The sequence below is a fragment of the Pedococcus sp. P3_C7 genome (assembly GCF_056402615.1).
Genome location: NZ_JBFUHC010000001.1, coordinates 16,716 through 33,470, shown reverse-complemented (window position 1 = coordinate 33,470; position 16,755 = coordinate 16,716). Strand labels below are relative to the sequence as shown.

Genomic DNA, 16,755 nt, shown 5'->3' with positions numbered 1-16,755 from the left:
GGCGCCGGTCGTCTTCGCGCAGTCGTCGACAACGTCGGTTTCGCAGTGCAAGACGGTGGAGGGCTGGTTTCCCCGAACGCGTTCTATGCGTCAGCATGGTTGACCGTGACGACGACCCTCTCCTCTGAATCCACCCGACCCGCACCCATCCACCCCGCTGCCTCGGCCGACGCGGCCTGGTGGCGCCATGCCGTGATCTACCAGATCTACCCGCGGTCCTGGGCCGACGCCGACGGCGACGGCATCGGCGACCTGCCCGGCGTGACCGCCCGGCTCGACTACCTCAAGGCGCTCGGCGTCGATGCGGTCTGGTTCAGCCCCTTCTACAAGTCACCCCAGGCCGACGCCGGCTACGACGTGGCCGACTATCGCGACATCGACGGCTTGTTCGGCACCCTCGCGGACTCCGACGCCATGGTCGCGAAGGCCCACGAGCTCGGCCTCAAGGTGATCGTCGACCTCGTGCCCAACCACACGTCCGACGAGCACGAGTGGTTCAAGGCCGCCCTCGCCGCGGGTCCGGGCAGCCCCGAGCGCGACCGCTACATCTTCCGCGACGGACTGGGCGCCGACGGCAGCACTCCCCCGAACGACTGGCACTCCGTCTTCGGTGGCGACGGCTGGACCCGCATCACCGAGGCCGACGGCCAGCCCGGCCAGTGGTACCTCCACCTGTTCGACGTCAAGCAGCCCGACCTCAACTGGGACAACCCCGAGATCGGCGACGAGTTCGAGTCGATCCTGCGCTTCTGGCTCGACCGTGGCATCGACGGCTTCCGGGTCGACGTGGCGCACGGCCTCATCAAGGAGAAGGGCCTGCCCAACTACGACGCCGAGCTGCACATCCTCGACGGCGAGGTGAAGCCCGGCGCCCCGATGCCGCCCATGTGGGACCAGGACGCGGTCCACGACGTCTACCGTCGATGGCACAAGGTGCTGGCCGAGTACGGCGAGCCCGACCGCATCCTCGTCGCCGAGGCCTGGGTCCGACCGCAGGAGCGCGCGGTGCGCTACGTCCGCCCGGACGAGATGCACCAGGCGTTCAACTTCGACTTCCTGCAGTCCCAGTGGCGCGCCGCGGACCTGCGTGAAGTCATCGAGTCCTCCCTCGCAGCAGCCGATTCCGTCGGTGCGCCCAGCACCTGGGTGCTGTCCAACCACGACGTGGTGCGGCACGCCTCGCGGCTCGGCCTGCCCGTCGGCCAGCGGCGTCCGAACGGCATCGGCGCCGAGGATCCGCAGCCCGACCGGGCGCTCGGCCTGAAGCGCGCCCGTGCGGCCACGCAGCTGATGCTGGCGCTGCCCGGCGGCGCCTACCTCTACCAGGCCGAGGAGCTCGGCCTGCCCGACTCGACCGACATGCCCGGTGCGTCCCGGCAGGACCCGACCTACCTGCGCTCCGCCGGCAAGGAGCTGGGTCGCGACGGATGCCGCGTGCCGATCCCCTGGGTGAAGGACGCTCCGTCCTTCGGCTTCGGGCCCTCCGACCAGACGTGGCTGCCGCAGCCGGAGATCTACGGCGAGTACGCCGTGGACCAGCAGGACGGCGTCGAGGGCTCGACCCTCGAGCTCTACAGGTCACTGCTGCGGACCCGCCGGGAGCGCGACCTCGGCACCGGCGGACTGGTCTTCGCCGAGGGTTTCGACGACGACGTGGTCGCCCTCGTCAACACCGGTCAGGGTGAGGACACCCTCGTGGTGGCCAACCTCGGCACCGAACCAGTAGCCCTCCCCGACGGCGCGTCGGTCCTCGTGGCCTCGGGTCCCCTCACCGACGACGGCCTGGTGCCCACGGACACCACGGTCTGGGCGGCGCTCTAGCAGCACGCTCCAGGAGGGTATGCCGCGTGGTCACCACGCGGCATACCCCTCCTCCGCGTCCCGGTTCTGGTGCTGGTGCTGGTGCTGGTGCTGGTGGTGATGGTGATGGTGCAGTGCTGTCCCAATTGCGGTTTTTTGTCCCCAAAGGGTGCGCAGCCGCGCAGGTCAGCCTATGATCGGGGGGTCGTCGCCCGGGGCGGGGGACGACGAGACCATGACTGCTCTGGACCGCACGGCAGTGCCCTGTAGGCACGCCATGCGGAGGTAGCCGTGACGCAGCAGCTCGAGAACCACACCCAGGCCGAGTCCCAGGCCGACTCCGAGTCCGAGTCCCCGACCGACTCCCGGGCTGAGTCCCACACCGCACGGACCGAGCCCCAGCGCTCGCCCGCCCCGATACCGCCGGCCCGCCACCTGCCGTCCGAGACGGTGCGGGCGCTCGTCGCCCAGCTGACGGAGGCGGAGGACGTGCTGCGCAACCTGGAGCCGTTCGTGCCCCGAAACGGGCGACTCGTGGTGAACCCGGCGCGACAGCCCTGGATCGCGCGGGAGCGCGCGCTGGTCGCGGAGCTGAGGTCCCGGCGGACCGCCTGGCGGCGCGGCGACCTGCCGGGCCTGGTCATGACGCCCGGCAGCTCCAACAACTAATCAGCCCCGCGGACCAGAACCGCCGGGGCTCGCTCGGGTCAGGGCCTCAGGCCGTCCTCGACCACCTGCGCCGCCACGGTGTGCAGCGGGGTGTTGTGGTTGCGCGCCCAGACGCGGATCCGCTGGAACGCCTCGTCCACGCTGACATGCGCCGCCTCGGCGAGCACGCCCTTGGCCTGCTCCAGCACGACCCGCGAGGTCAAGGCGCGGGAGAGCTGTTCCGACAGGTCCACCTGCTGCTGCAGCCGCGACGCGTTGGCGAGGTAGGCCGTGGCCATGTCAGCCATCGCCTGGGCCGCGGCGAGATCCTCGACGGACCAGTCACGTACATCGGCCGCGTAGAGATTCAGGGCACCGATTCCCTTGCCCTTCAACGTCATCGGGATCCCTGCCACGGCCTGGACCCCCAGGCCGAGGGCGACCTGGGCATAGTCGCCCCAGCGGTCCTCCGCGTCCCTGACGTCACCCATCGCGACCACGACCCCCGAGTAGCAGGAGTCGACGCAGGGCCCCCGCTGGAGCGACTCCTGCAGGCGCTCGAGCTTCGCTACGGGACCGGTCACGGCCGACACGAAGGACAACCGCCCGTCGACGTCGAGGGAGACGCCGCTGCCAGCCAGCCCCAGGACCTCGGTGACCCGCTCGGCGAGGTTCTGGAGCATGTCCTCCATGTCGTACTCGCTGACGAGGTCTGCAGTGAAGGCGGAGAGCGTCCGTAGGAGGTCGAGCTGGTCGTGCATGGTCAAATCCCCCCTCCGCCGTGCCCCGTCAGCACTGGCTGACAGCAAGTGTATTCCTGCAGGTCAGAGGCATGTGGGTGAACGCGGTGGGCAATTCCGCGGGCCACATTCACCCCGACGGGGGGCGAGGGTGGCATCCGGCACCACGACGATCACCACGTCCGGGAAGAATGGACCGGTGAGAGCAGCGGACTTTGCCTTCTTCGACGCACCGACGCCCATCGGACTGGCCCACCGCGGTGGCGCCAAGCTCCCGGCGAACCTGCACCTCGAGAACACCATGGCGGCCTTCCGCGAGGCCGTGCGAATGGGCTACCGCTACCTCGAGACCGACGTCCACGCGACGGCCGACGGCGTGCTGCTGGCATTCCACGACCTGCGGCTCGACCGGGTCACGGATCGGCACGGCCGGATCGCCGAACTTCCTTACGCAGCAGTGCAGTCCGCACGGATCAACGGGACCGAGACGATCCCGCTGCTGACCGACCTGCTGGAGGAGTTCCCCTCCGCCCGCCTCAACATCGACGTCAAGGCCCCGGGCGCCATTGAGCCCCTCGCCGAGGTGATCCACGCCCACGGCGCGATCGACCGGGTGTGTGTGGGCTCCTTCTCCGACCGTCGGCTGCGAGCCGTGCGTCGACTGCTCGGGCCCGGGCTCGCGACGGCGACGGGGCCGGCCGAGGTCGCCGCCCTCCGCCTGGCCCCGCAGCGGATCGCGGGCTGGCTGCGCTCCCCCGCCGCCGTCCTTCAGATCCCCACGGGGCACGTGGTCGGTGGTCGCCGACTCGACCTGGTGACCCCCGCTCTGGTCGAACGTGTCCACGCGATGGGCAAGCACGTGCACGTCTGGACCATCGACGACGCGACGGAGATGCACCGGTTGTTCGACCTCGGTGTCGACGGGATCGTGTCCGACCGCATCGACACCCTTGCCGAGGTGCTCGCCGAGCGCGGCGTACCGTTGAGCCGGTGACCAGCCCGACTCCGCACCCGTCGCACGGAGAGCTCGCAAGTGGGGGTGACACCAGGGGCGTTGGCCCGGGGTCGGACCAGGGCGAGGCCCGAGTGGGGGTGTTCCACCCGCGCTACCTGCTGCTGTCCATCTCGCTCCTTGCCCTGATCACCGTCATCGCGTTCGAGGGCATGGCGGTCTCGACCGCCATGCCGGACGCGGCCCGCGAGCTGGACGCCGTCCGGTCCTACGGACTCGCGTTCTCGGTGATGCTGACGACCCAGCTGCTGGGCATCGTCCTCGCCGGGGTGTGGTGCGACCGCTCCGGGCCGCTGCCGTCCCTCTTTGCCGGACAGGTGCTCTTCGCCGCCGGGTGCGCCCTCTGCGGCGGCTCACAGGCCTTCGGACCGTTCCTCGCCGGACGCGGTGTGGCAGGCCTCGGCGCCGGCCTCATCATCGTCGCGGGCTACGTCGTCATCGGGCGCGCCTATCCGGAGTCGTTGCGCCCCAAGGTGTTCAGCGTCATCTCGGCCGCGTGGGTCCTCCCCTCGCTGCTCGGTCCGCCGATCTCTGCGTGGGTCACCACCACGTGGTCGTGGCGCTGGGTGTTCTGGCTCGTGGTGCTCCCGGTCGTCGTGGCCCTCGTCATGGTCTTCGCCCGCCGAGGGCAGATCGCCAGCGCCAGCGAGGGGATCGACGGCTCCAGCCGCGACCGGCGAGAGCATGCGCGGGCAGCCTGGCTCGGGGTGCTGATAGCGGCCTCCGCAGGGGCGCTGCAATGGGGCACTCACGACCTCGACCTCAGCTGGTCGCCCAAGACCGTGGTCGCTCTGGTCGGCGTCCTCGGCATCGCCGGCATCGCGCCGCTGCTGCTCCCCGGGGGGACCTGGCTGATGCGTCGAGGACTGCCGTCGGTGATGCTGGCCCGGTTCCTCCTCACCTGCTCGTTCTTCGGCACCATCACCTACATCCCGCTGATGCTCGGTCAACGAACGCGGGCAGACCCTCGCCACTGCCGGCACGATCCTCGCCGTCGGCTCACTCGGCTGGTCCGCAGGGTCGTGGGTCCAGGGCCGCGACCGCTGGGCCGGGCGCCGCCACGAGCTCGTGGTCGCCGGAGGGCTGCTGCTGACCGTGGGACTGCTCGGAGTCGTGGCCGTCACCCAGTTCGACTGGCACCCGTGGTTGGTCGCCCTGGCCCTGGTCGCGTGCGGACTCGGGATGGGCCTGGGCACCGCGAGCCTGTCCGTGCTCTCCCTCACGCTGACACCGGCGTCCGAACACGGCTCGACCTCCTCGTCGCTCCAGCTCGCCGACGTCCTCGGCTCTGTGCTCGGCATCGCTGCGGCCGGCGCGGTGTTCGCGGCCCGCCACACGGCCGCCGGCAAGGACGTACCGGTGTTCGTGACGATGTGGCTGGGGCTCAGCGTCGTCGCGAGCCTCGTGGCGGTGGCCGGTCAGCGGATCAGGACGTGACCTGCGGGCGTGGACAGCCGCGTCCAGCGGCCCTGCGCCCACACCGTCACCTCTGAGTCCGGCGCCGCGGCATGAGCTGGCACCGGACCCTGGCTCGGCGCGACGAAGCCCAGCACGTATGCCGCGAACGCACCACCTGCGGGCACCGGCGGCGTCGTGCTCGTGAGCCGGCCCCACACCTGCTTGCGGAGGGCTGTCACCGCTGCTCCACCCGCGTCGGCGGGCGCACCGGAGGCGACCTCCTCTATGCCGTGGCGCGCCACGGCATACACCTCGTCGGCGGTGAGGGCACCCACGCGCTCCCAGCCGCCACGCGGTGGCGCCATCGCCGCCCAGGCGACGTTGACCGTCATGGGCGGGAGGGGCAGCGTCGTGCCGGATCCCCGTGCCAGCCGGTCACTGATCGCACTGAGGGCGACGGTGACGTCGACGTCGGCGGGCGCGGCCAGCGGCATGGCCCTCAGACCGATCACCACACCCTCGGCCATCAGGCCGCTGCCCGGCAGCACGCCGACGTAGGCAGCGAGGGTCTGGCCCTGGGCCTGCAGTCGGATCGCACCGTCTTCGTCGGCCGTCTTGGCGCGCGCGACATAGGTGCGCAGGTCGTCGATCCCCTGGAGGTCCGGGAAGGTCAGCTCCATCAGCGTCGTCGCCAGCGGAACGGGACGGGGCTGCCCGAGTGCTCCTCGAGCATGGCGCGCAGGGTCTGGTCCATCCTCCGCGGCGTGCTCGTCGTGAAGTCATAGAGGACGAGGGTGGTCTCGGCGCGCGCATAGATGATGTCGCCGTCCCCACCCTCGGTCGCGGCGCGGCCGTCGCGCACCTCGTAGGCCAGGTCGAAACCGGCACCGCCGATCTTGGTGGCCCACATCTCGACGACGATCGGGGGCACGCGGAAGAGGAGCGGTGCGAGGTACTCGATCTCGTGACGGGCCACGAGGATGCCCTCGTCGAGCACCGAGCGGTCCTGCCCGAACCAGTCCTCGAAGCCGATCACGCGGGCGTCCTCGAGCAACCGGAGGAACTGCACGTTGTTGACGTGGCCGTAGGCGTCCATGTCGCTCCAGCGCAACGGCACGTTGACCCGGTAGCGCGATGCCCGGGCGATGGTCTGTGCCGGCGCGTCGTCGGTGGCCTGCTGCGTGCCCTGGTGGGTGTCGTGGTCGGGGGCCATGTGGACATCCTCGCAGGGGTGTCAGGTCCGCGGCATACGGTGGTCGCCATGGAGACCACTGCAGACCTCGACCGGCGCGCTGAGCTCGGCGAGGACCCGGGCGCCGACCTGCGGGACTCCGCCACGAGCGTCCTGCGCCGGCTGGTGGGGCGCGACGACGCGCAGTTCCGCGACGGCCAGCTCGACGCGGTCGAGGCGCTGGTGGGCGGTCGGAGGCGCGTGCTCGTCGTGCAGCGGACGGGCTGGGGCAAGTCGGCGGTCTACTTCGTCTCCACGGCCCTGCGTCGGGCCGCCGGTGCCGGCCCGACCGTGATCGTCTCGCCCCTGCTCGCGCTGATGCGTGACCAGGTCGCGGCGGCCGGCCGGGCGGGGATCCGTGCGGTCACCATGAACTCTGCCAACGCCGAGGAGTGGGGGCAGGTCTCCGCGGCCCTCGCGGCCGACGAGGTGGACGTCCTCCTGGTCAGCCCCGAGCGACTCAACAACCCGCGGTTCCGCGACGAGCAGCTGCCCGACCTCGCCCGCCGCTGTGGCCTGCTCGTCGTCGACGAGGCACACTGCGTCTCCGACTGGGGCCACGACTTCCGTCCCGACTACCGCCGCATCCGCGACCTGCTCACCACCCTCCCGGCCGACACCCCCGTGCTCGCCACGACGGCCACCGCCAACGCCCGCGTCGTCACCGACGTCGTCGAGCAACTCGGGGCAGGCGGCCACGACGTGCTGACGCTGCGGGGCGGGCTCGCCCGCGACTCGCTGCGGCTCGGTGTCATGGCGCTGACCTCTCCCGAGCAGAGACTCGCCTGGCTCCTGGCCCACCTCGACTCTCTGCCCGGCAGCGGGATCGTCTACACCCTGACCGTCTCGGCCGCCGAGGACATCGCCGTGGCGCTGCGCGAGGCCGGCCACGAGGTTCGCGCCTACACCGGGCGCACCGACCCGGCCGACCGCGAGCGGCTCGAGGCGAGCCTGCGCGACAACCAGGTCAAGGCGCTCGTCGCGACGTCCGCACTGGGCATGGGCTTCGACAAGCCGGACCTCGGGTTCGTGCTCCACCTCGGTGCGCCGTCGTCACCGGTGGCCTACTACCAGCAGGTCGGTCGTGCCGGCCGCGCGACCGAGCGTGCCGACGTCCTGCTGCTGCCGGGCCCGGAGGACAAGGACATCTGGGCCTACTTCGCCTCGGCCTCGATGCCCCGCCAGGAGCAGGCCGACGCGGTGCTGACTGCCTTGGCCGAGTCGAGCAAGGCGCTGTCGACCGTGGCCCTCGAGTCGATCGTCGACATCCGTCGCACCCGGCTCGAGCTGCTGCTCAAGGTGCTCGACGTCGACGGCGCGGTCCAGCGGGTGCCCGGCGGGTGGACCTCGACCGGTCAGCCGTGGAGCTACGACGCCGAGCGCTATCAGCGAGTCACCGCCGCTCGTGTCCGGGAGCAGGACCTGATGGTGACCTACGAGCAGACAGCGGAGTGCCGGATGGCCTTCCTCCAGGAGTCGCTGGACGACGACTCCGCTGCGAGCTGCGGCCGCTGCGACTCGTGTGCCGGGGTCTGGTTCCCGACCGACATCCCGCAGACTGCGGTCACGACCGCCCGTGGGCGGCTGGAGCGTGCAGGCGTGGAGCTGGAGTCCCGCGCCCAGTGGCCGTCGGGAATGGACCGTCTCGGCGTGCCCGTCCGCGGCAAGATCAAGGCCGACGAGGCCATGGAGACCGGGCGCGCGGTGGCGCGGCTGACCGACCTCGGCTGGGGACAGCAGCTGCGCAGCCTGCTGAGGGCCCCCGATGCCGAGGTGCCGCCCGAGCTCTTGCGTGCCTGCGTGCCGATCCTGCGCGACTGGGGGTGGACACAGCGTCCCGTGGCCGTCGCCATGGTGCCCTCACGCACCAGGCCACAGCTCGTGGAGTCGCTGGCCAGGGGCATCGCCGAGCTGGGCCGCATGCAGTGGCTCGGCGCCCTCGACCCGGTGGACGGTGGTCCGGTCGGCGAAGCGGGTGGCAACAGCGCGTTCCGGCTCGCCGGTGTCTGGGGCCGTCTGGAGGTCGGCCCCGAGCAGGCGTCAGCGCTGCGCGGGCTCGACGGCCCCGTCCTGCTCGTCGACGACGTCGCCAACTCGCGCTGGACCCTCACCGTCGCCGCTGCCGCCCTGCGTCGCGCCGGCGCCGCTGGCGTGCTGCCCTTCGTTCTGGCCCTCGACGCCTGAGCCGGCGCTGCCACCCGGCAGCCGGCCGGTGCGCGGCGAGTCCAACGGCACGGTGAAGATCGGCAGGAACACCTGCACCACGGGTCCGATCAACACGGCATACAGGATCGTGCCGAGGCCGACGACACCGCCCATGAGCCAGCCCACGACCAGCACGGTGACCTCGATGCTGGTGCGCACCAACCTGAAACTGCGTCCGGTGCGTCGCACCAAGCCCGTCATCAGGCCGTCCCGCGGGCCGGGACCGAACTGGCTGCCGATGTACAGCGCGCCCGCCAGGCCGTTGGACACGATCCCCCCGAGCAGCAGCGCCACCCGGACAGGCATGGCGCGAGGCGCATCGAGCAGAGCGAGCGTGGCGTCGGTCGCCAGGCCGATCACGATGACGTTGGCCACCGTGCCGAGGCCCGGCCACTGGCGAAGCGGGATCCACAACAGCAACACGGCCACGCCCACGATGATCGTCACGGTGCCGAAGCTGACGGGCAGGTGCTGGGCGATCCCGTAGTGGAAGACGTCCCACGGGTCGAGCCCCAGCCCTGACCGGACCATCATGCCCATCGAGACCCCGTAGAGCGTCAGGCCGACGGCGAGCTGGAGTAGTCGCCGGGTGGTCCGCCCGGCGCGCAGCTGCTCCACCGGTGTCATCGAGGCCAGGCTGGTTCGGGTCATGCACCCAAGATTGGACTTGATTGGTCTGTTCTTCCATATCCAATTGTGCAAAAGTGGTCTGCATGGTGGCACGAAGCATCTCAGCGTCCCGGCTGGTCCCCATGCTCGGCGCAGCCCTGGAGACGACCCCGGCCTACCGCGGCCTCGCCGACGCCGTCCGGCTGCTCGTCGCCGATGGTCGAGTCCCGGTCGGGACCCGGCTACCCAGCGAGCGCGACCTCACCAGCGCCCTCGGCGTGAGCCGCACCACCGTCAGCCGTGCGTATGCCGAGCTGCGCGACCGCGGCTACCTGGCCTCCCGCCAGGGCTCCGGGAGCGTCGCGGCCCTACCGGGGGAGACGTCTGGCCGGCGCCAGGGCACCGCACTGCACCCCACCTCGGACCAGCTCGTCGGTGATGTCGTCGACCTGACCTGCGCCTCCATGAGCGCCCCGGGCGGGACGGTGGCGGCCTACGAGCGCGCCATGCTCGAACTGCCTCGCTACCTCGCCGGCACGGGATACCACCCGCTGGGCCTGACCAGCCTGCGTGAAGCCCTGGCCGACCGCTTCACGGAGCGGGGGCTGGCAACCACCCCCGACCAGATCATGGTGACCAGCGGAGCGCTGGCCGGTCTGGCAGTTGCCGCCCGGGCCCTGCTCTCGCCCGGCGACCGGGTGCTGTTGGAGAGCCCGACCTACCCCAACGCCATCGACACGCTGCGTCGCTCGGGCGCACGTCCCGTTGCCCTGCCGCTCGATCGTGACGGCTGGGACGTGGATGCGGCCGATGCCGCGTTGCGGCAGACCGCTCCCCGGGCGGCCTACCTGATCCCCGACTTCCACAACCCCACCGGCGCCCTCATGCCTGATGCGCAGCGAGCCGACCTGGCCGGCGCGCTGGCCAGCACGCACACGGTCGGCATCGTCGACGAGACGCTCGTCGACCTGGCCCACGACCCCAGCCTGGTCATGCCACGGCCGCTCGCGGCACACCACCCACGCACGGTCACGCTGGGCGGCGCGAGCAAGTCCTTCTGGGGTGGCCTGCGCGTCGGCTGGATCCGCGCGCCGCGTGAGCTGATGGCGACCCTGGTGAGCGCGAGGTTGACCCTCGACCTGGGGGCCCCGGTTCTCGAACAGCTGGTGCTGACCGACCTGTTGGCCCACCGTGAGCAGATCATCACCGAGCGGCGCGCTGCCATTGTGTGCAGTCGGGACGCGCTCGTGGGCGCACTGCGAAATCGCCTGCCGCAGTGGCGTTTCCGCATGCCGGAGGGAGGGCTGTGCCTGTGGGTGGAACTGCCGGATGCACTGTCCACTCCCCTGTGTGCTGCGGCCGACCAGCGCGGCGTCGTCCTGGCACCGGGCGCTCAGTTCGCCGTCGAGGGCGGCATGGAACGCTTCGTCCGACTGCCTTTCACCGGGCACTCGCCCGAGGTCGTCGACGAGGCCGTCGAACGCCTCGCACTGGCCTGGGCGGACGCCCAGTCAGCCCGTCCCTCGCGTCACGGCCGGTCACCGCTGGTTGCCTGAGCGGTCACCGCTCGTCGCGTGAGCGGTCACCGCTGGTTGCCTGAGCGGTCACCGCTGGTTGCCTGAGCGGTCACCGCTCGTCGCGTGAGCGGTCACCGCCGCCGGCATGAGCAGGGGCCTTCGGTCTGCTGAGTGAGCGGGTGGGCGGCCCCGCTAGGGTCGGTGCGTGACCGACGAGAGCTCCCCCGACTTCGACCCGCTGGCTGACCTGCTCGACACCCTCGACCTCGAGGAGCTGGGTACCGCCCGGATCACCGTCGAAGGGGTCGGGGACCGGGCCGACTTCGGCGAGTCAGGTGCCACGGTCTTCCTCGGGCGCAGCCAGAGGATGCCGCACGGCCGGGTGTTCGGCGGGCAGGTGCTCGCGCAGTGCGTCATGGCCGCCGGTCGGACGATGCAGGACATCGACGACGGCGACGGGGCGCGGCGGATCCACTCGTTGCACGGCTACTTCATGCGCCCGGGCGACGACACCAAGCCGATCCGGTTCGCCGTCGAGCGGATGCGCGACGGCAACTCGTTCTCCACGCGGCGGGTGCACGCGATCCAGGACGGCCTGCCCATCCTGTCGATGATCACCTCCTTCCAGGAGGAGTCCGGCGGACTGGACCACCAGGACCCGATGCCCGAGGTCCCGGGCCCCGACCAGCTGCGATCCCTGGCCGACGAGTTCGGCGGGATCGACCACCCGGGCGCCCGTCACCTCACCAAGCGCCCCATCGAGCACCGCCACGTCGAGAACAACCTGTTCGTCGCTCCCGGTCCGGAGCAGGTGGCCCACCAGAGTGTCTGGATGAAGGCCCTGGGCAGGCTGCCCGACGACCCACTGGTGCACGCCGCTGTTCTCGCCTACGCCTCCGACTACACCCTGCTGGAGCCGGTCATCCGTCGACACGGACTGACGTGGACCGACCGGCGCCTGCGACCGGCGAGCCTCGACCACGCCATGTGGTTCCACCGTCCGGTGCACGCCGACGAGTGGATCCTCTACAGCCAGGAGTCGCCCTCCGCCTCCGGCGGACGCGGTCTGGGCATCGGGCGGATGTTCGCGGCCGACGGCACCCTCGTGGCCACCGTGGCGCAAGAAGGCATGGTCCGGGTCAAGGAGTCCTCGTCCTGAGAGGTTGGGTGGCCCACGACCTCCCCGTCGGCTAGCCCAAGGTCGGCTGACCCATCCGGACGACCGCCGCGGTGAAGGGCGGCAGGTGCACGCCATCGCCGCGCAACCGGGTCTGCCCAGGCTCCCAGGCGAGCACAACGCTCTCCGGCTCGGCGTCGAGGGGCACCGTCCAGCGCGACTCCCCGAGGTTCACGACGATGCGGAACGCGCCACGCCGCATGACCAGCCACCCGTCGCTCTCGTCGAAGTCGACCTCGACCTCGTCGAGCCGCCCGTTGTTGAGGTCGAACTCCATGCGTCGCAACGAGATCAGGTCGCGATACCACGCAAGCATCCGCGCGTTGTCCTCTCCCCTGAGCTCGGCCCAGCTCAGGTGCGAGCGGCGGAAGGTCTGCTCGTCCTGCGGGTCCGGGACGTCGTCGGCCGCCCACCCGTGGGCCTCGAACTCGCGTCGCCGGCCCTGGGTCACGGCGACCTTCATCGCGGGGTCGTCGAAGTCGGTGAAGAACTGGAACGGCGTCCGCGCCGCCCACTCCTCCCCCATGAAGACCATCGGGGTGAAGGGTCCGGTGAGGTAGAGGGCCGCGCCGATCGCCTGTCGGCCGGGGGTGACGAGGGCGGAGATGCGGTCGCCCAGCGCCCGGTTGCCCACCTGGTCGTGGGTCTGCAGGTAGGCCAGGAACCGCCGCCCGTCCAGTCGTGCGCGGTCGACGGGGGCGCCCCAGTCAGCCTCGCGGAAGCTCGACCAGCTGCCGTCGTGCAGGAAGGCCCTGCTCAAGGTCTTGGCGAGGACCGCGAGCGGCCCCCCGTCGGGCAGCGCCGGACAGTGCCCGGCGAAGTCGGCGTAGTAGCCCTGCGTCTCGCCGGTCAGGGTGACGTGCAGGGCGTGGTGCACGTCGTCGTCCCACTGCGCGTCCATGCCGTGCCCGCCTTCGCCCGTGGGCGTGACGGTCCGGGGGTCGTTGAGGTCGCTCTCGGCGATCAGGTCGAGCGGGCGTCCCAGTCGCGCACTCAGCGCCGCCACCTCGTCGGCGAGCTGCGCGAGGACGTGTCGACCGGAGTCATCGTGCAGCTCGTGCACGGCATCGAGCCGCAGTGCGTCCACGTGGAAGTCGCCGAACCAGCGCAGCGCGTTGTCGACGATCCAGCGCCGAACGTGCAGGCTGTCCGTGCCGTCGAGGTTGAGTCCGTCGCCCCACGGTGTCGGATGGGTGCCGGAGAAGTACGGCCCGAACCGGGACAGGTAGTTCCCCACCGGCCCCAGGTGGTTGTAGACCACGTCGAGGCAGACGCCCAGCCCCAGGCGGTGGCAGGCATCGACGAACCGCTGGAGAGCCGCCGGGCCGCCGTACGCCGCGTCGACGGCCCACGGCCCGACGCCGTCGTAGCCCCAGTTCCAGCGCCCCGGCCACGACGCCACCGGCATCAGCTCGACCACGTCGACACCGAGGTCCACCAGGTGCTGCAGCCGGTGTTGCGCCGCATCGAGGGTGCCCTCGGGGGTGAAGGTCCCCACGTGCAGCTCGTAGACGACCCCGCCGAGCACACCCTCGCCCTGTTGCGGTCCAGCCCAGGTGGCGTCCCGCCAGGTGTGCGCCGTGGCATCGAAGTAGCGGCTCTCTGCGTGCACGCCATGCGGCTGCCATGCGGACCGCGGGTCCGGGGTCACCGGACCGCCGTCGAGCCGGAAGCCATAGTCGAGGACGGGGTATGCCGCCGTCCCCGGCCCCACGGTGGACGGCACCTTCGCTGGCGCCTGCCAGCGCCACCAGCCGTCCCCCTTGGCCTCCATGGCCGAGCGCKCGGCCGCGGCGTCGTCGAGAGCCCACTCCACCTCTACCGTGTGGGCGTGGGGAGCCCAGACCGTGAGCTCGGGCCCTGGCAGGAGCGTCGTGACTGTCTCCGCCGTGTTCATCTCAATGTCAGCCGTCTTCATCGCGGGTCAAGGCTGTCATGCCGTACGAACAAGGCAACCGGAAGGGCACGCAGCACGCCCGCGAGCTCCATCTCGCCGTGCACCGGTCGTCCGGGGCCGTCGGCGTCGAGCAGGTCGACCCAGCTGCCCTCGGGCAGCGTGATCGTCGCCTGGCCCCACCCGCCGTCGGACCGCAGCCGCGCACTGAGTCGGGTCGCCACGGCCACCACCTCCACCCCGTCCGCATCGCCACGACCCACTGCCAGGGCGTGCTCGTTCGACGTGGGGACGGCGGCATACGTGGCCTGACCGCCCGTGAACCACTCGGGGTGGTCACGCCGCAGCCGCAGCGCGCGCGAGGTGACGAGCAGCTTCTCGTCGTCGACGTCGCCCGGGGCCTCGCGGGCGTCGAGCCGGGCGAGCCGGGCGCGACGCGAGGCGTAGTCGACGGGACGACGGTTGTCGGGGTCGACGAGCGAGAGGTCGACGAGCTCGGTGCCCTGGTAGACGTCCGGGACGCCCGGGACGACGAGCTGGAGCAGCTTCTGTCCCAGCGTGGTCGCGCGGGCAGCGTCCGCGGTCAGCTCCACCCACTCCGCGAGGTGGTCGGTGAGAGCCGGCTCCGTCGTCAGTGCCTCGACGAACGCCGCCACGTCTGCCTCGTAGCCGGCGTCGGGCTCGGTCCAGGTCGTGTGCTGCTTGGCCTCGCGCACCGCCTTGGTGGCGTAGGCCTTCAGCCGGTCGGTGCTGATCGGCCACGCGCCCACGGCGGTCTGCCAGAGCAGGTACTCGGTGGGCGCGTCGAGCCGGGATCCTCGGTGGGGAGCGGCCAGGTCACGGGCCGCGCTCACCCACTGGGCCCACTCCTGCGGCACCTCGGAGATGACGGACAGCCTGGCTCGCACGTCTTCGGAACGCTTGGTGTCGTGGGTCGACAACGTCGTCATCGTCGTCGGCCAGGTGGCGAGCTGCCGGGCGGCGAAGGCATGCAGCTCGCCCGGGGCGAGGCCGAGGCGGCCGGGGTCCCCGCCCACCTCGTTGAGCCCCGTGAGGCGGGCGAAGCGGTAGAACGCGGTGTCCTCGATGCCCTTGGCCATCACCGGTCCGCAGGTCTGCTGGAACCGCACGACGAACTCGCGCTGGGCACCGCGGGTGTCGACCTGCGCACCGGGCATGTGCCCTCCGGACGCGAGCTGGGCCACCATCGCCAACGCGTCGCGGTCCTCCTCCGAGACCAGCTCGGCTGCCCGGGCCTCGGCGTGAGCCAGCACTGCGAGCTGTTCGGGATCCGGCTCGGCCCCGGGGGCGAGGTAGGCCCGATAGCGATCCATCGACACGAGCAGGGCCTCGAGTCCACGTCGCAGGGCAGCCTGGTCCTCACCGACGAGGACCCGGCCGACGAGTCGCATCAGCCGGTTGACCTCTGCCTGCTGCACCTGGGCGACGACCTGTCGCTTCGCGGTGTGGACCACCGCCTCGAGGTCCTGCTGCTCCCCCACGAGCTCGGTGAGCAGGTCGGTCAGTGGCTGCTCGCCCGCAGGGTCGACGAAGACCTGCTGGACGCGCAGCATCGTGTCGTAACCGGTCGTGCCCGCGCAGCGCCAGTCGTCGGGCAGCTGCTCGTGTCCCTCGAGGATCTTTTCGGCGACGACCCAGGCGTCCCCGGTCGCGTCCGCGAGCCGGGCGAGGTAGCCGCCGGGATCTGCCAGCCCGTCGGGGTGGTCGATCCTGAAGCCGTCGATGGTGCCGGCCCGGAACTCTTCGAGCAACAGGCGGTGGGTGTGGTCGAACACGTCTTCGACCTCGACCCGAACGGCAGCCAGGGTCGTCACGTCGAAGAAGCGACGGTAGTTGAGCCGGCTCCCACCCTCGTGCCAGTCGCAGAGTCGATAGCGCTGGGCAGCCACGAGCTCCGGCAGGTCGAGCCCCTCGGTCCCGGTTCGCACGGGGAACTCGTGGTCGAAGTAGCGCAGCACGGTCTCGTTGCCGTGGGGGCCTCCCCCGGACTCGAGGGCGAGCTCGCCCGCGGCGAGGACCGACTCCAGTGGCTGTCCGAGGACCGGAACGAGCACCCGACCGTCTTCGGCCTCCCAGTCCACGTCGAACCAGTGGGCGTGGTCCGACTCGCGGCCGTCGCGGAGCAGGAACCACCACGGATGGTTGAGCGAGGCCGGGGTCGGGGTCGTCATGTGGTTGGGCACCACGTCGACGACGGTCCCCAGCCCCGCCTGCCGGAGGGCGCCCGTCAGCAGGTCGAAGCCCTCCGACCCACCGGCCTCCTCGTTGAGGAACTCGTGACTCACCACGTCATAGCCGTGCGCCGATCCTGGCGCCGGCGCCAGGATCGGCGACAGGTAGGCGTGTGATACCCCCAGTGCCGCAAGGTAGTCGGCCTGGTCGGCAGCATCGCCGAAGGTGAACTCAGGCTGGACCTGCAGCCGGTAGGTCGAGGACGGCACGACCCGCCCGGGTCCCGGTCGGTGCGGCGCTGCACCACTCGGCATACGTGTCTGCCTTTCGT

General features: G+C 71.2%; 12 protein-coding genes and 2 pseudogenes. 8 read left to right on the top strand and 6 right to left on the bottom strand.

All coding sequences use genetic code 11. The features are described from left to right. Positions 1–105: 105 nt before the first annotated feature. Positions 106–1,821, top strand: a complete 1,716-nt coding sequence (locus tag AC1DS4_RS00150; RefSeq protein ID WP_477631931.1) for a glycoside hydrolase family 13 protein — start codon at positions 106–108, stop codon at positions 1,819–1,821. Positions 1,822–2,091: 270 nt separating this feature from the next. Then, positions 2,092–2,469 carry a hypothetical protein gene (locus AC1DS4_RS00145; RefSeq protein ID WP_477631930.1) on the top strand — a complete coding sequence of 126 codons (378 nt, stop codon included), beginning with the start codon at positions 2,092–2,094 and terminating at the stop codon, positions 2,467–2,469. Between the two features lie 38 nt (positions 2,470–2,507). Here AC1DS4_RS00145 and AC1DS4_RS00140 read toward each other — a convergent pair whose 3' ends face one another. After that, the gene (locus AC1DS4_RS00140; protein ID WP_477631929.1) at positions 2,508–3,209 is read right to left on the bottom strand and encodes a GAF and ANTAR domain-containing protein; all 702 of its coding nucleotides are present in this window, start codon (positions 3,207–3,209) and stop codon (positions 2,508–2,510) included. Between the two features lie 178 nt (positions 3,210–3,387). Here AC1DS4_RS00140 and AC1DS4_RS00135 point away from each other — a divergent pair, with 178 nt between their 5' ends. The 3 genes and pseudogenes from AC1DS4_RS00135 (at position 3,388) to AC1DS4_RS00125 (ending at position 5,637) form a co-directional block, all read left to right on the top strand. Beyond that, entirely contained in the window at positions 3,388–4,182 is a 795-nt protein-coding gene (locus AC1DS4_RS00135; RefSeq protein WP_477612431.1) for a glycerophosphodiester phosphodiesterase family protein, read from the top strand. Between the two features lie 170 nt (positions 4,183–4,352). Continuing rightward, positions 4,353–5,063 (top strand): annotated as a pseudogene (locus AC1DS4_RS00130) (MFS transporter); the annotation flags it as partial. A gap of 205 nt (positions 5,064–5,268) precedes the next feature. Next, a complete protein-coding gene (locus AC1DS4_RS00125; RefSeq protein ID WP_477632298.1) occupies positions 5,269–5,637 on the top strand; it encodes a hypothetical protein in 369 nt (122 codons plus the stop codon). Here the strand turns inward: AC1DS4_RS00125 and AC1DS4_RS00120 are convergent. Beyond that, complete coding sequence (locus tag AC1DS4_RS00120; protein WP_477612429.1) at positions 5,619–6,278, bottom strand: DUF8185 domain-containing protein; 660 nt, start codon at positions 6,276–6,278, stop codon at positions 5,619–5,621. The genes AC1DS4_RS00125 and AC1DS4_RS00120 overlap by 19 nt on opposite strands. Further along, a complete protein-coding gene (locus AC1DS4_RS00115; RefSeq protein WP_477612428.1) occupies positions 6,278–6,811 on the bottom strand; it encodes an acyl-CoA thioesterase in 534 nt (177 codons plus the stop codon). The genes AC1DS4_RS00120 and AC1DS4_RS00115 overlap by 1 nt, the downstream gene beginning before the upstream one ends. A gap of 48 nt (positions 6,812–6,859) precedes the next feature. On the opposite strand from AC1DS4_RS00115, the gene AC1DS4_RS00110 reads away from it, so the two are divergent. Beyond that, positions 6,860–9,013, top strand: coding sequence for a RecQ family ATP-dependent DNA helicase (locus AC1DS4_RS00110; protein ID WP_477612427.1), 2,154 nt, complete (start codon positions 6,860–6,862; stop codon positions 9,011–9,013). A gap of 120 nt (positions 9,014–9,133) precedes the next feature. Here AC1DS4_RS00110 and yczE read toward each other — a convergent pair. Further along, positions 9,134–9,565 (bottom strand): annotated as a pseudogene (gene yczE, locus AC1DS4_RS00105) (membrane protein YczE); the annotation flags it as partial. Between the two features lie 182 nt (positions 9,566–9,747). Between yczE and yczR the strand changes: the two are divergent. Continuing rightward, the gene (gene yczR, locus AC1DS4_RS00100; protein WP_477631928.1) at positions 9,748–11,199 is read left to right on the top strand and encodes a MocR-like transcription factor YczR; all 1,452 of its coding nucleotides are present in this window, start codon (positions 9,748–9,750) and stop codon (positions 11,197–11,199) included. A gap of 166 nt (positions 11,200–11,365) precedes the next feature. Beyond that, positions 11,366–12,319 (top strand): acyl-CoA thioesterase, encoded by a 954-nt coding sequence (locus tag AC1DS4_RS00095; RefSeq protein ID WP_477612425.1) that lies wholly within the window; start codon positions 11,366–11,368, stop codon positions 12,317–12,319. A gap of 31 nt (positions 12,320–12,350) precedes the next feature. Here the strand turns inward: AC1DS4_RS00095 and treZ are convergent, their stop codons facing one another. Then, a complete protein-coding gene (treZ, locus tag AC1DS4_RS00090) occupies positions 12,351–14,255 on the bottom strand; it encodes a malto-oligosyltrehalose trehalohydrolase (RefSeq protein ID WP_477645971.1) in 1,905 nt (634 codons plus the stop codon). Continuing rightward, positions 14,252–16,738: a malto-oligosyltrehalose synthase gene (treY, locus tag AC1DS4_RS00085; protein WP_477631927.1), complete on the bottom strand. Its 2,487-nt coding sequence runs from the start codon at positions 16,736–16,738 to the stop codon at positions 14,252–14,254. Before treY ends, treZ begins: the two co-directional genes overlap by 4 nt. Between the last annotated feature and the right edge of the window lie 17 nt (positions 16,739–16,755).

Coding starts and splice junctions, on each gene's coding strand:
- AC1DS4_RS00140 (WP_477631929.1), bottom strand. CDS start 3,209: ATGCACGACCAGCTCGACCTCCTACGGACGCTCTCCGCCTTCACTGCA.
- AC1DS4_RS00120 (WP_477612429.1), bottom strand. CDS start 6,278: ATGGAGCTGACCTTCCCGGACCTCCAGGGGATCGACGACCTGCGCACC.
- AC1DS4_RS00115 (WP_477612428.1), bottom strand. CDS start 6,811: ATGGCCCCCGACCACGACACCCACCAGGGCACGCAGCAGGCCACCGAC.
- AC1DS4_RS00110 (WP_477612427.1), top strand. CDS start 6,860: ATGGAGACCACTGCAGACCTCGACCGGCGCGCTGAGCTCGGCGAGGAC.
- yczR (WP_477631928.1), top strand. CDS start 9,748: ATGGTGGCACGAAGCATCTCAGCGTCCCGGCTGGTCCCCATGCTCGGC.
- treY (WP_477631927.1), bottom strand. CDS start 16,738: ATGCCGAGTGGTGCAGCGCCGCACCGACCGGGACCCGGGCGGGTCGTG.